Here is a 14,376-nt window from a genome sequence, read left to right on the forward strand (position 1 = left end):
CCGGGGGGGGGGGGGGGGGGGGGGGGGGCGCCGGGGGGGGGGGGGGGGGGGGGGGGGGGGGGGGGGGGGGGGGGGGGGGGCGGGCCGCCCCCACCCCCGCCGGCTCCGCTGAAGTCGTACGCGGTCTCGGCGTGCTCGACCTGGTCGATGCCGGAGACCTCGTCGTCCTCGGAGACGCGCATCCCGATCGTCTTGTCGAGCAGGAAGGCGAGCAGCGCGGACGCGACGAGAGAGTAGGCGAGGACCGCGAGGACGCCGACGGCCTGCTTGCCGAGCTGCTCGAAGCCGCCGCCGTAGAGGAGGCCCTTGGCCTTGGACTGGACGCCGCCGGTGGCGAAGAGGCCGACGAGGAGGGAGCCGACGACGCCGCCGACGAGGTGGACGCCGATGACGTCGAGGGAGTCGTCGTAGCCGAGCTTGTACTTCAGGCCCACGGCCATGGCGCACAGGAGGCCGGCGATCGCGCCGATGGCGATGGCGCCGAGCGGGGAGCAGGAGCCGCCGGAGGGGGTGATGGCGACGAGGCCCGCGACGGCGCCGGAGGCGGCGCCGAGGGTGGTGAAGGAGCCGTGGCGGAGCTTCTCGTAGCCGAGCCAGGCGAGCATGGCGGCGGCGGTGGCGACCTGGGTGTTGACGAACATCACGGCGCCGACGCCGTCGTCGTTGCCGAGCCAGGAGCCGGCGTTGAAGCCGAACCAGCCGAACCACAGCAGGCCGGCGCCGAGCATGACCAGCGGGAGGCTGTGCGGGCGCATCGGGTCCTTCTTGAAGCCGACGCGCTTGCCGATGACGAGGATGACGCCGAGGGCCGCGGCGCCGGCGTTGATGTGCACGGCCGTGCCGCCGGCGAAGTCGATCACGCCCATCTCGAAGAGCCAGCCGCCGGTGCCCCAGACCCAGTGGGCGACGGGGAAGTAGACGACGGTGACCCAGAGGGCGGTGAAGAGCACCCAGGCGGAGAACTTGACGCGGTCCGCGAGGGCGCCGCTGATCAGGGCCGGGGTGATGATCGCGAACATGAGCTGGAAGACGGCGAAGACGTAGACGGGGATGGTGTAGCCGTCCCACAGTTCCGTGAGGCCGATGTTGCTGAAGCCGGCGTAGTCGGAGCTCCAGCCGATGAGCGAGCCGGAGTCGGTACCGAAGGCGAGGCTGAAGCCGTAGAGCACCCAGAGGATGGTGACGATCCCGAGGCTGATGAAGCTCATCATCAGCATGTTGAGGCTGCTCTTCACGCGGACCATGCCGCCGTAGAAGAAGGCGAGCCCGGGGGTCATCAGCATGACCAGGGCGGAGCAGATGAGCATGAACCCGGTGTTGGCAGCAGACAGCTCGGGGGCGTCTGCGGCAAGGGTCGTGATGGCTGGGGCCATCGGCGTCTCCTCGTCGTCGGTACGTCGCGTGCGGGCGATCGTGGGAACCTGACGGCGCAAGGGGGCTGGCCGTCCCGGCTGGCTGGCCGGTTATGGCCCAGAGATTCGCGCAGGCCGGTTTCCGGCGTTGCCGCTCGATGTTTCGCGGCGGTGACGAAGGAGTCGGACGTGTTACGCGCCCATGAACGGGCTCCCGGCCCGGCGGGGCCGGGTCCGGACACGGGCCGGCCGCGGCAGCACCCGGTGACCTGGCAATGGGGGAGCCGAGTCGGGCTAACGGGGTGACTGCCGCGGCCGGGGCTTTACGGGCCCGGGGCGGGCCGCTAGACGGCCTCCGCCGTCTCGGGCAGCTGGGCGGCCAGGTGCTCGGTGAGGGAGACGATCTCGGCGACGTCCCCGTATGCGCGGACGGCCGTGTCCACGGTCTTCCGCAGCCGGGTGTTCACCCGCTCGGACCGTATCTTTCTGGCCACCACCAGGCCGCGCTCGGCCATGGCGGCGGCCTGCTCGGGCTGCCGCTGGAGGAGGTGGACGGTGGCCATGCCGATGAGGTTGAGGGCGTACGACCGCTGGTGCTCCTCGTCCTTCTGGAAGAGCTCGACGGCCCGCTCCATCACCGGCTCGGCCATGGACGCGTACATCGGGCTGCGCCCGGCGACGTAGGCGAGGTCGCGGTAGGAGTGGGAGTTCTCGCCGTTGAGCTCGGCCTCGGAGAAGAAGCGGATCCAGTCCGGCTCGGGCTCGCCGCCCAGGCCGACGTCGGCGAAGGTGTCCTCCGCCATCCGGACGGCGCGCTTGCAGCGGCTGGGCTGGCCCATGTTCGCGTACGCGCGGGCCTCCATCGCATACAGCATGGCCTGGGTGCGGGGCGTGGCGCAGTCGCGGCTGCCGTACTGGGCGAGGTGGATGAGTTCCAGGGCGTCCTCGGGGCGGCCGAGGTGGATCATCTGGCGGCTCATGTTGGAGAGGATGTACGAGCCCAGGGGCTTGTCGCCGGCCTCCTTGGCGGCGTGCAGGCCGAGCACGAAGTACTTCTGGGCGGTGGGCTGGAGGCCGATGTCGTAGCTCATCCACCCGGCGAGTTCGGCCAGTTCCGCGGCGACCTTGAAGAGGCGTTTCATCGTGGCGGCGGGGTGGGGCTCCTGGAGGAGGTCGGTGACCTCGTGGAGCTGCCCGACCACGGCCTTGCGGCGCAGGCCGCCGCCGCACTGGGCGTCCCACTGGCGGAACATCACGGTGGTGGCTTCGAGGAGGTCCAGTTCGGGATCTGAGAGGCGGGGCGGGCGACGGCCCGCCGGCCCGCTCTCGCGTGGTCCCGGGTCGGCGGCCGGGACGGGCACGAGCCAGCGCTGCATCGGCTCGATGAGGGCGGGGCCGGCGGAGAGTGCGAGCGAGGTGCCGAGGAAGCCCCGGCGGGCGAGCATGAGGTCGCTGCGCGAGAACTCGCTGAGGAGGGCGACGGTCTGGGGGCCCGCCCAGGGGAGGTCGACCCCGGAGACGGACGGCGACTGGTGGGCGGTGCGCAGACCGAGGTCCTCGATGGCGACCACGGCGCCGAAGCGCTCGGAGAACAGTTCGGAGAGGATCCGCGGGATGGGCTCGCGGGGCTGTTCGCCGTCGAGCCAGCGCCGCACGCGGGAGGTGTCCGTGCTGATGTGGTGGGCGCCCAACTGGCGTGCCCGGCGGTTGACCTGACGGGCCAGCTCGCCCTTGGACCACCCGCTGCGCACGAACCACGAGCCCAGCTGTTCGTTCGGGCGCTTCTCGGCTTGTGTTCCGCTTGCGCCGTTGCCGCTCACTGGAACGCCCCCATCCGCTCAGCCTCTTCGCATCCACCCCGGCCGCGGCCGGCCGGCGGCCGCCTTGCCTCCGGCATACCCATCGATGTGTGCGCCGTCGGGGTGTGTGCACCGAAAGTAATCCTACGATCACCCCTACGGCGAGGTCGATTCCAGAAACGCCACCATTCGCCACCCCTTCGAATGAACTCGCCACCCACGAAGCGCGATTCACTGGACACGGCACGCGTTAAGTGGCAGCGGCCGGGCGGAGGGATGTGCGGCGGGGCGCGCACTGCGAGGAGTGCGCCGGGCAGCGCCGCGGCGTCCCGTCCGCATCGGCCTCGTAACCACCGGCGAGTTGGACCCGTTGGAGGGGGCATGGGCTTCACGATCGGCAGCAGCCGGGGCACCAAGGAGTTCCGGTCCGGGTCCCGGCGCCGGGGCCGGATGTCGGAGTGCACAGCGGTGGCGGAGTACACCGGACTGTGGGGCTGGGACGTGGTCCCCGGGACGCGCGCCTCGGCCGCCGGGGAGTGCTCCTGCGGGGACGCGCAGTGCGCCGCGCCGGGCGCGCATCCGCTGGCCTTCGGGGCCGAGGTGCCCGCGGGGGCGACGCTGGACGAGGTGACCGAGGCGTGGGGCGCCTTCCCGGGGGCCGCGGTGCTGCTCCCGGTGGGCCGGTCCTTCGACGTCATCGAGGTCGCGGAGGAGGCCGGGCGGCGGGCGCTGGTCCGGCTGGAGCGGATGGGGCTGCCGCTGGGGCCGGTGGCGGTGACCCCCGCGGGCCGGGCGCAGTTCTTCGTGGCGCCGGGCGCGGCGGCGGAGCTGCCGGGGCTGCTGTACCGGATGGGCTGGGACGACGCGGACCTCGACCTGCGCGCGCTGGGCCCGGGTACGTTCGTCACCGCGCCGCCCTCGGACCGCTCCGGGCTCGGTGCGGTGGGCTGGCTGCGGCCGCCGACGCTGGACACGGCGGGCCGGCCGCCGCAGGCGCGGCTGCTGCTGGGCACCCTGGCCTACATCTGCCACCGCCTTCACCGCTTCTGACCGCGTCCCCCGCCTGTCCCCGTACACGAGGACGCCCCCGCACACCGGTCGTGTGCGGGGGCGTCCTCGCGTACGGGGTCGTGCCGGCCGGCACGGGGCGGCGTACGGGCGGTCAGTCGCCGATCAGGGCGTCGACGAACGCGCCGGGCTCGAAGGGCGCCAGGTCGTCCGCGCCCTCGCCGAGGCCGACGAGCTTGACGGGGACGCCCAGCTCGCGCTGGACGGCGATGACGATGCCGCCCTTGGCGGTGCCGTCGAGCTTGGTGAGGACGATGCCGGTGATGTCCACGACCTCCGCGAACACGCGGGCCTGGACCAGACCGTTCTGGCCGGTGGTGGCGTCGAGCACGAGCAGGATCTCGTCCAGCGGGCCGTGCTTCTCGACGACGCGCTTGACCTTGCCGAGCTCGTCCATCAGGCCGGTCTTGGTGTGCAGCCGGCCCGCGGTGTCGATGAGCACCACGTCGGCGCCCTCGGCGATGCCCTCCTTGACCGCGTCGAACGCGATGGAGGCCGGGTCGCCGCCCTCGGGGCCGCGGACGGTACGGGCGCCCACGCGCTCGCCCCAGGTCTGGAGCTGGTCCGCGGCGGCGGCGCGGAAGGTGTCGGCCGCGCCCAGCACCACGCTGCGGCCGTCGGCCACGAGGACGCGGGCGAGCTTGCCGGTGGTGGTGGTCTTGCCGGTGCCGTTGACGCCGACGACCATCACGACGCCGGGGGTGTCGAGGCCGCTCTCGGTCTTGACCCGGCGGTCCATGTCGGGGCCGATGATGGCCACGAGCTCCTCGCGCAGCAGCGCGCGCAGCTCCTCGGGGGTGCGGGTGCCGAGCACCTTGACCCGCTCGCGGAGCCGGTCGACCAGCTCCTGGGTGGGGGCGACGCCGACGTCCGCGACGAGCAGGGTCTCCTCGATCTCCTCCCAGGTGTCCTCGTCGAGGTGCTCGCGGGAGAGCAGCGTGAGCAGGCCCTTCCCGAGCGAGTTCTGGGAGCGCGAGAGGCGGGCGCGCAGCCGGACCAGGCGGCCGGCGGTGGGCTCGGGCACCTCGATCTCGGGCGCCGCCGGGGCCTCGGGCTCCGCGGCCGGCTCCTCGACGGCGACCGGGGTGCGCGCCTCCGCCTCGGGGAGCACGACCTCCTCGATCGTGCGGCGCGGCTCCTCCGCCGTCTGCGCGGCGTCCTCCCCCACCTGCGGTTCGGTGGGCGGGACAGTGATGGTCGGCGTGCTCGTCGGCGCCGTGGGCGGCAGCTGCTTCTTCTTGCGGCCGCTGACCACGAGCCCGGTGATCGCGCCGACCGCGACCAGGGCGATGACTACAGCGAGAATCAGGATTTCCATAACCCGACCAGTATCGGACACGGCTGCCGCGGGGCGGGGACCTCGGAGGTTGCCACAAGGGCTTAAGCCTCTGTTTGGGCTTTTCGGTGCGAATCTACGATGATGGACGACTTCCCCCGTCTGTACGGATTCCCCCTTTCCCCCTGCCCCACGGAGCCCCGATGCCTGCCGAGTCCGCCGAGCCCGACGGCGCGATAGAGACCCGCGGCCTGGAGCCGGTACCGGACCACGAGCGCGGCGGCCGCGTCCGTGAGCTGGTGCCGACCTGGGTCGCGGCCAACATCAGCGTGCTGCTGCTGACCATGGGCGCCGGCCTGGTGATCTTCAACGGGCTGAACCTGTGGCAGGTGCTGGTCGTCGCCGTCGTCGCGCCCGTCGTCTCGTACGGGCTGGTCGGCCTGATCTCCATCGCGGGCAAGCGGGGCGGCGCGCCGGGCATGGCGCTCTCCCGCGCGGTCTTCGGGCAGCGCGGCAACCTCTTCCCCGGCGGGCTGATCTGGGTCGCCCGGTGGGGCTGGGAGACCATCAACGCGGTCAGCGGCGCGTACGCCATCCTGACCGTGCTCGACCTGCTGTTCGGGGTGAAGAGCAACACCGTCCTGATCGTGGTCACGCTGCTGCTGTTCGTCGGCTGCACCTTCCTGGTCTCGGGTCTGGGCATCAACGCCCTGCGCGCGTGCAGCACGTGGTCGACGTACCTCTTCGGCGGCTTCAGCGTGGCCGTCCTGGGCTACCTGGTCGCCAACACCGACTGGTCGGCGGTCTTCGCCAAGCCGGCCGGGTCGACGGCCATGATGGTCGCGGGCATCGGCACCATCGCCGCGGGCGGCCTCAGCTGGGTGCCGTCCGGCCCCGACTTCACGCGCTACCTGCCGCGCACCGCGTCCTCGCGCGGCATGGTCGGCGCGACGATCGGCGGCGCCGCGCTCGTCGTGGTCCCGATGGTGCTGATGGGCGCCGTGATGGCGGTCGGCACGCCGGACCTGGCCACCGCGCAGGACCCGGTCTCGTTCATCGGCGAGCTGCTGCCCACCTGGATCGCCGTCCCGTACCTGCTGGTCGCCCTGGTCGGGATGCTGCTGATCAACTCGATGTCCATGTACTCGGCCGGCTTCACCGCGCAGACCCTGGGCATCCGGGTGCCGCGCGCCTGGGCGGTGAGCGTGAACGCCGCGATCAGCCTGGTCTTCGGCTTCCTGCTGATGGTCGTCGCCACGAGCTTCTTCGGCTCCTTCATCTCCTTCCTGACCCTGCTCGCCGTCGCGTTCTCCGCCTGGATCGGCGTGTTCGGCGTGGACCTGTGGCGCGGCCGTACGTACGACGCGCGGGCGCTGCTCGACACGGGCCGCTCCAGCGCGTACTGGTACCGGGGCGGCTTCGCCTGGCAGGCGATGACGGCCTGGGGCGCGGCCCTGCTGGTGGGGCTGCTGTTCACGAAGGTCGACTGGTTCTCGGGGCCGCTCGCCGGGACGTGGATCGGCGAGAACGGCCTGGGCTGGGTGGCCGGCATCCTCACCTCCGGCCTGCTGTACGCCGTACTGCCGCGCGCCGCCGGGCCGGCCCGCGCGGAGCGGGCGGAGGGGGCGGAGGGGGCGCGGCCGGAAGCGGAGCGCGAGCCCGCCGGATCCCTGTCCAACTGACGCCGCGTCAGCTAACGTCCCCCTTCGCCCGGCCCCTCCCGGCCGGTCCAGCATCCGGCGAAGGGGGACTCTCCATGCCCATCACCGTGGCCCGGTTCAATCTCGTCGACCCGCAGGGGACCCCGGAGTCCCTCTCGGCCCGCTACAAGGCCGCGCTGGAGATGGCGGTGTACGCGGACGACCGCGGCGTCGACACCGTCCAGACCGAGGAGCACCACGGCACGGAGAACAACTGGCTGCCCTCCCCCTTCGCCTTCGCCGGTGCCGTGTTCGGTGCCACCCGCCGGATCGCGGTCACCGTCTCGGCGATCATCGGCCCGCTGTACGACCCGCTGCGCGTCGCCGAGGACGTGGCGGTGCTCGACCTGCTGAGCGGCGGCCGCCTGGTGACCGTGGCCGGCATCGGGTACCGCCCGGAGGAGTACGAGCAGCACGGGGTGGAGTGGGGCCGGCGCGGCAGGCTCCAGGACGAGCTGCTGGAGACCCTGCTGAAGGCGTGGACCGGCGAGCCCTTCGAGTACCGCGGCCGGACGGTGCGGGTCACTCCCGTTCCCTTCACGCGGCCGCACCCGCTGCTGCTGGTGGGCGGCAGCTCCCGCGCGGCGGCCCGGCGGGCGGCGAGGCTCGGGCTGCCGTTCTTCCCGAGCGCGCACCTGCCGGAGCTGGAGGCGTACTACCGGGAACAGTTGGCGGAGCACGGCACCGAGGGCTTCTGCATGATGCCGGCCGCCGAGACCCCGCTGGTGCACGTGGCGGAGGACCCGGACCGGGCGTGGGCCGAGTACGGCCGGCACTTCCTGCACGAGGCCGGCATGTACGCGTCCTGGCAGTCCAAGGACATCCGCTCGGCGGTACGGTCCACCGCCCGGACGGTCGAGGAGCTGCGGGCGGAGGGCGTGTACCGGATCCTCACCCCGGACGAGGCGGTCGCGTACGCCCGCGGCGCGGGCGAGGCGGGGAACCTGGTGCTGCACCCGCTGTGCGGCGGGATGCCGGTGGACGAGGGGTGGCGGAGCCTGCAACTGCTCTGCGAGCAGGTGCTGCCGCGGCTCGGGGGCTGACCCGCCGCCGGCGGAGCTCCGGGGAACGGACACCGCCCCGGCCCGAGGAGGGGCCGGGGCGGTGCCGTCGTTCGAGGAGCGGGCGGGGCGGGGGTTGATCAGCCCATCTCCTCCAGCGCCTTGCCCTTGGTCTCCGGCACGAACTTGATGACGAAGGGGATCGAGAGCACGGCGAAGCAGGTGTAGATCACGTAGGCGCCCGACAGGTTCCAGTCGGACAGGGTCGGGAAGGTGACCGTGATGACCCAGTTGGCGACCCACTGGGCGGCGGCGGCCACGCCGAGCGCGGCGGCCCGGATGCGGTTGGGGAACATCTCGCCGAGCAGGACCCAGACCACCACGCCCCAGGAGAGGGCGAAGAAGAGGACGAAGGAGTGCGCGGCGACGAGGGCGACGATGCCCTGGTCGTGCGGCATGGAGATCTCTCCGTCGATCTCCTGCTTGTACGAGAAGGCCCAGGCGCAGGCCGCGAGGGAGATCGCCATGCCCACCGAGCCGATCAGGGCGAGCGGCTTGCGGCCGATCCGGTCCACGAAGATCATCGCGATCACGGTGCCGATGATGTTGATGATCGACGTGGTGAAGGAGTAGAGGAACGAGCTGGTCGGGTCGATGCCGACGGACTGCCACAGCGAGGAGCTGTAGTAGAAGATCACGTTGATGCCGACGAGCTGCTGGAAGACGGAGAGGCCGATGCCGATCCAGACGATGGGCAGCAGGCCGAACCGGCCGCCGCGCAGGTCCTTGAAGGTGGACTTGACCTCGGAGCTCATCGCCTGGCGGATCTCGCGGACCCGCGCGTCCAGGTCCACGTGGGAGCCCTCGACCTCGGCGAGCACCTTCTTGGCCGCGTCCTCGCGGCCCGCGGAGATCAGGAAGCGCGGGGACTCGGGGATCACGAAGGAGAGCAGGCCGTAGATCACGGCCGGGACGACCATCACGCCCAGCATCCACTGCCAGGCCTCCAGACCGCCGATCTCGCCGCGCTGGTCGCCGTCGGCGAGGTTGAGGATGCCCCAGTTGACCAGCTGCGAGATGGCGATGCCGATGACGATGGCGGCCTGCTGGAACGAGGCGAGCCGGCCGCGGTAGGCGGGGGGCGAGACCTCGGCGATGTACGCGGGGCCGATCACCGAGGCCATGCCGATGCCGAAGCCGCCGATGACCCGCCACATCGCCAGGTCCCACAGGGCGAAGGGCAGGGCCGAGCCGATGGCGCTGGCGGTGAAGAGCACGGAGGCGATCTGCATGACCCGGATGCGGCCGATCCGGTCGGCGATGCGGCCGGCGGTGGCGGCACCGAAGGCGCAGCCGATCAGCGCGGCGGCGATCACCTGGGCCAGGGCCTCGGAGCCGATCTCGAAGCGGTCCCGGATGGCCTCGACGGCACCGTTGATCACGGAGCTGTCGTAGCCGAAGAGGAAACCGCCCATCGCCGCTGCCGCGGTGATGAAGATGACGTGGCCGAGATGGTCGGGCTGGGAGGGGTTCCCGCCGCCCGGCGCAGGCGCCTTCGCTGTGCTGGTCAAGGTGCGCTCCGTGGGGTTTCGTCCGTCCTCCTAGTTGCGCACAGGTCAAGATCGCGCGCACCTGAAGACGAGAGGTAGCGCCCCAGAGCCTATGTGTTCACTTCCTGAAGTCAAGAGCGGGTACGAGGTTCATTCCAGCCGAAGACTTCGGCGCATGACTTCAAGAGATGAAATCAGCAGCCCTAGCGGAGACGCTGGCTGATCACCTTGGACACTCCGTCGCCCTGCATCGAGACGCCGTAGAGGGCGTCCGCGACCTCCATCGTGCGCTTCTGGTGCGTGATCACGATCAGCTGCGAGCTCTCCTGGAGCTCCTGCATGATCCGGATCAGCCGCTGGAGGTTGGTGTCGTCCAGGGCGGCCTCGACCTCGTCCATCACGTAGAAGGGACTGGGCCGGGCCTTGAAGATCGACACCAGCATGGCCACGGCCGTCAGCGACCGCTCGCCGCCCGAGAGCAGCGACAGCCGCTTGACCTTCTTGCCCGGCGGACGGGCCTCCACGTCCACGCCCGTGGTCAGCATGTTGTCCGGATCGGTCAGCACGAGCCGGCCCTCGCCGCCCGGGAAGAGCCGGGAGAAGACCCCCTCGAACTCGCGGGCGGTGTCCCGGTAGGCCTCGGTGAAGACCTGTTCGACGCGCTCGTCGACCTCCTTCACCACCTGGAGCAGGTCGGCACGGGTCTTCCGCAGGTCGTCCAGCTGCTCGCTCAGGAACTTGTGCCGCTCCTCCAGGGCGGCGAACTCCTCCAGTGCCAGCGGGTTGACCTTGCCCAGCTGCTGGTACGCGCGCTCGGCGGCCTTCAGCCGCTTCTCCTGCTGTGCGCGGACGAAGGGGCCGGGCCGGTTGCGCGGGTGGTCGGGGTCCTCGGGCAGCTCCTCGCCCTCGGCGGGCAGCGAGGGCGGTACGGGCTGGTCGGGCCCGTACTCGGCGACCAGGCCGGCCGGCTCGACGCCCAGCTCCTCCAGGGACCTGGCCTCCAGCGCCTCGATGCGCAGCCGCTTCTCGGCGCCCAGGACCTCCCCCCGGTGCACCGAGTCGGTCAGCTTGTCCAGCTCCCCCTTGAGGTCCCGGCCGTGGTTGCGCTCGTGCGCCAGCTGCTGCTCGCGGACGCCCTTGGCCTGCTCGGCGGCCTCGCGCTCGGCCCGGGCCCGGCCCAGCGAGACCTCGATGTGGGCCAGCAGCTGCCGCGCGCCGTCGCCGACCGCGGAGGCCACCGCGGCCTCGTGGCGCAGCCGGGCCCGCCGCCGCTCGGCCCGGGCGCGGGCCTCCCGCTCGGCCCGGGCACCGCGGTCCAGGGCGTCGGCCCGGCCGGCGAGCCCCTTGACCCGCTCCTCGTGGGTACGCAGCTGGAGGCGGGCCTCCATCTCGGTCTGCCGGGCGTTGGCGCCGTCGGCCGCGAGGCGGTCGCGCACCGCGTTGTCCGGCTCCTCCTCCGCGGGCATCTCCTCGGCCGTCACCAGCCGGGCGGCCAGCTCCTCGGCCTCTTCCAGGGCCCGCTCCAGGGCGTCCTGGGCCTTGGCCGCGGCGCCGGCCGCGCGCTCGGCCTCGCCGGCGGCGCCCCGCGCCTGGCCGGCCAGCCGGCCGAGCTGCTGCGCCACGCCGGACTTGTCCTTCTCGGCGGCGCGCCGGCGTTCGCCGAGCTCCTCCACACGGGCCGCGCACGCGGTCCGCCGGGCCGCGGCCGCCCGCTGGTCCTCCGTCAGCTCACCGCAGCGGCCGTCGAGCTCGACGAGCCGGGCCGCCGCCTCGTCGACGGAGGCCTGCACCTCCAGCAGGCTGGGGGCGCCGGCGGCGCCGCCGTACGCGAGGTGCGCGCCGAGCACGTCCCCGTCGGCCGTGACCGCGACCAGGTCCGCGCGCCCGCGCACCAGTTCGGCGGCCGCGTCGAGCGTGTCCACCACCACGAAGTCGCGCACCACCCAGCGCACGGCCGCCAGCGCCCCGGCCGGCCCGTGCACCAGTCCGGCCACGGGTACGGCGCGCACGCCGGCGGCCACCGGAGCCGCCCGGCCCGGGGCCTCGGCGAGGACCGCAGGACCGTCCGGCTCCCGCTCCCCGGCCCGCGCAGCACCGTCCTGCCCCCCGTCGCCACCCGCCGGCGGGGCGGACAGGTCGTCTCCCCCGGCTCCGGCGCCGCCGTGCCGCTCCCTCGCGGGCGCCGGGACGCGGCCCGCGGCGGAGCCCGGTACGGCGCCGACCGGAGCGGCGTCACCGGCCCCGGCCACCACCGCGTCTCCGGGCGCGGCCGCGGGGTGCGGGATGCCCGCGCCGCCTGCTCCGGCCGCACCGCCCGGGACCCCCGTCACCAGGAGCGTCGCCCGGCCGGCGTCCTCGGTGCGCAGGTGCCGCAGGGCGGCCACGGCGGCTTCGGCGTCGGCCACGGCCAGCGCGTCGGCCGCCGCCCCGAGTGCCGCCGCGACCGGGACCTCGTACCCTGGGGTGACCGACAGCAGCTCCGCCGCGGGGCCGAGCAGCCCGGCCAGCCGGTCCCGTGCCGCCAGCAGGGCACCCGTACCGTCCTTGCGCCGCAGACCCAGGGCGAGGGCGTCGTGCCGGGCGCGCACCGCGGCCCGCTCCCGCTCCGCGGCCGTGAGGGCGTCCCGGGCGCCGGCGAGGGCGGCTTCGGCCCCGGCCAGCTCGGCCCGCGCGGCCTCGTGTTCCGCGGCCAGCGCCTCGTCGCCGGTGTCCAGCTCCTCGACCTCGGCCCGCAGCTCCTCGTACTCCTCCTGGGCCCGCACGGCCCGTTCGGCCGCCGCGTCCCTGGCCTCGGCCAGCCGGTCGATCTCGGCCTGCGCGGCGGCGGCCCGCGAACGCGCCGCGCCCACCTGGCCGCTCAGCCGGGCGAGCCCCTCGCGGCGGTCGGCGATGGCCCGGGCCACGTCCTTGAGGCGGCGTTCCTCCAGCGCCAGCGCGCGCTCCAGCTCCGCCCGGTGCGCGACCGTGTCCTCCAGGGCCCGTTCGGCCGCCTCCAGGGCGGCGGACAGCTCCGCCTCCTGCTCGCGGATCCGGGCGGCCTCGCGCTCCATGTCCTCGGGGTCGCGGCCGCGGCGCTCCTCCTCGACCGGCGCCGTGGCGCTCTTGACCCGCGCGTCGGCCAGCGAGACGGTGCCCCGCACGCGTTCGGCGAGCTGGGAGAGCTCGTACCAGGTCTGCTGGGCGCGCTGGAGGCGCGGCGTCAGCTCGCGCACCGCCTCCTCCAGCTCGGCCTCGCGGCGCAGCGCGGCGGCCAGTTCGGCCTCGGCGGCCTCCTTGCGCTCCTTGAGCGCCGCCTCGTCGGCGAGTTCGGCGGCCAGGGCGGCCCGCAGGGTGACCAGGTCGTCGGCCAGCAGGCGGAGCCGGGCGTCGCGCAGGTCGGCCTGGATCACGGCCGCGCGGCGCGCCACGGCGGCCTGCCGGCCCAGGGGCTTGAGCTGGCGGCGGAGTTCCTCGGTCAGGTCCTGGACGCGGGCGAGGTTGGCCTGCATCGCGTCGAGCTTCCGCAGCGCCTTCTCCTTGCGCTTGCGGTGCTTGAGGACGCCGGCTGCCTCCTCGATGAAGGCGCGGCGGCCCATGGGGTCGGCGTGGAGCACGGAGTCCAGCTGGCCCTGGCCGACGATGACGTGCATCTCCCGGCCGATGCCGGAGTCGGAGAGGAGTTCCTGGATGTCGAGCAGCCGGCAGGTGTCGCCGTTGATCTGGTACTCGCTGCTGCCGCCGCGGAACATGATCCGCGTGATGGTGACTTCGGCGTACTCGATGGGCAGCGCGCCGTCGGAGTTGTCGATGGTGAGGGAGACCTCGGCGCGGCCGAGCGGCGGGCGGCCGGTGGTGCCCGCGAAGATGACGTCCTCCATCTTCCCGCCGCGCAGGGACTTGGCCCCTTGTTCGCCCATGACCCAGGAGAGCGCGTCCACCACATTGGACTTGCCGGAGCCGTTGGGGCCCACGACACAGGTGATTCCGGGCTCGAAGCGGAGCGTGGTCGCGGAGGCGAAGGATTTGAATCCGCGGAGGGTCAGGGCCTTGAGGTGCACGCCGCCGGACTCTACCTTTCACTTCCGGTTTCACATATGAAGGTGCAGGGCACATCAGACGTTAAAGAATCTCCCCGTCCACCTCCGGGCGGTGCGCCGTTCCCGTCCGGGCAAAAGAAAGAAGGGACGCCGAAGCGTCCCTTGCAGATCACGCGGGAGTAGTGACAGCGAACAGCGGGTCGAAGCGATCAGGTGAGCGCAGGCTCCGCCTTGGGTACGTCGATGTCAATGCTGTCCAGCAGCGAGTCTCCGTGCTGAGCGGCGGCCGTCAGCGCGTCGTTCTCGGACTGGATCCGTACGAGCTCGGACTCCAGGTCCTGGACGCGCTGCTGAAGCCGTCGCATCTCGGCGAGGAGTCGCGGGTCGGAACCGCCGACGTAACCGAGAAGCGCCTTTGCCATGATGGATGGTCCTCCACACTGAGTGACCGACCGAAGCGGTGTGGGTCGTGAGGGAATCGCACCCGCGGAGTCCGGCGGTGCCTGTCCGTCACTGCGGTTCTCGTGACGAACACCGTCAAACAGCTAGGTGCGCGGGGACTTCCAGCGTCTCACCAAAAAGTTTGACGGTCAACACGATCACGCCCCGTATCG

Annotated in this window: 9 protein-coding genes; 3 read left to right on the plus strand and 6 right to left on the minus strand. The window is 72.7% G+C overall.

Features of this window, described 5'->3' with window-relative positions; all coding sequences use genetic code 11:
- Both ACIQUR_RS10735 and ACIQUR_RS10740 read right to left on the minus strand, forming a co-directional pair.
- Positions 1-1,373: ammonium transporter (locus ACIQUR_RS10735; protein ID WP_403661603.1), on the minus strand; the 1,373-nt coding region annotated here is incomplete at its 3' end.
- Positions 1,374-1,696: 323 nt separating this feature from the next.
- Positions 1,697-3,172, minus strand: coding sequence for a hypothetical protein (locus ACIQUR_RS10740; RefSeq protein WP_403661606.1), 1,476 nt, complete (start codon positions 3,170-3,172; stop codon positions 1,697-1,699).
- A 360-nt stretch (positions 3,173-3,532) separates the two neighbouring features.
- Here ACIQUR_RS10740 and ACIQUR_RS10745 point away from each other — a divergent pair, with 360 nt between their 5' ends.
- Positions 3,533-4,201, plus strand: a complete 669-nt coding sequence (locus ACIQUR_RS10745) for a bifunctional DNA primase/polymerase (protein ID WP_403661609.1) — start codon at positions 3,533-3,535, stop codon at positions 4,199-4,201.
- Positions 4,202-4,313: 112 nt separating this feature from the next.
- On the opposite strand, the gene ftsY is transcribed toward ACIQUR_RS10745, so the two are convergent.
- Positions 4,314-5,537: a signal recognition particle-docking protein FtsY gene (gene ftsY / locus ACIQUR_RS10750; protein ID WP_403661612.1), complete on the minus strand. Its 1,224-nt coding sequence runs from the start codon at positions 5,535-5,537 to the stop codon at positions 4,314-4,316.
- A gap of 161 nt (positions 5,538-5,698) precedes the next feature.
- Between ftsY and ACIQUR_RS10755 the strand changes: the two genes are divergently transcribed.
- Both ACIQUR_RS10755 and ACIQUR_RS10760 read left to right on the plus strand, forming a co-directional pair.
- On the plus strand, positions 5,699-7,177 hold the full coding sequence (locus ACIQUR_RS10755) for a cytosine permease (protein ID WP_403661615.1): 1,479 nt from the start codon (positions 5,699-5,701) through the stop codon (positions 7,175-7,177).
- A gap of 74 nt (positions 7,178-7,251) precedes the next feature.
- Positions 7,252-8,238 carry an LLM class flavin-dependent oxidoreductase gene (locus ACIQUR_RS10760; protein WP_403661618.1) on the plus strand — a complete coding sequence of 329 codons (987 nt, stop codon included), beginning with the start codon at positions 7,252-7,254 and terminating at the stop codon, positions 8,236-8,238.
- Positions 8,239-8,336: 98 nt separating this feature from the next.
- Here ACIQUR_RS10760 and ACIQUR_RS10765 read toward each other — a convergent pair whose 3' ends face one another.
- The 3 genes from ACIQUR_RS10765 to ACIQUR_RS10775 form a co-directional block, all read right to left on the minus strand.
- Complete coding sequence (locus tag ACIQUR_RS10765; protein WP_403661621.1) at positions 8,337-9,767, minus strand: sugar porter family MFS transporter; 1,431 nt, start codon at positions 9,765-9,767, stop codon at positions 8,337-8,339.
- 182 nt (positions 9,768-9,949) lie between these two features.
- Positions 9,950-13,783, minus strand: a complete 3,834-nt coding sequence (locus tag ACIQUR_RS10770) for a chromosome segregation SMC family protein (RefSeq protein ID WP_403661624.1) — start codon at positions 13,781-13,783, stop codon at positions 9,950-9,952.
- Between the two features lie 188 nt (positions 13,784-13,971).
- Complete coding sequence (locus ACIQUR_RS10775; RefSeq protein WP_389475524.1) at positions 13,972-14,184, minus strand: hypothetical protein; 213 nt, start codon at positions 14,182-14,184, stop codon at positions 13,972-13,974.
- Positions 14,185-14,376: the final 192 nt, after the last annotated feature.

The sequence above is a fragment of the Streptomyces sp. NPDC101132 genome (assembly GCF_044759225.1).
Taxonomy (GTDB): domain Bacteria; phylum Actinomycetota; class Actinomycetes; order Streptomycetales; family Streptomycetaceae; genus Streptomyces.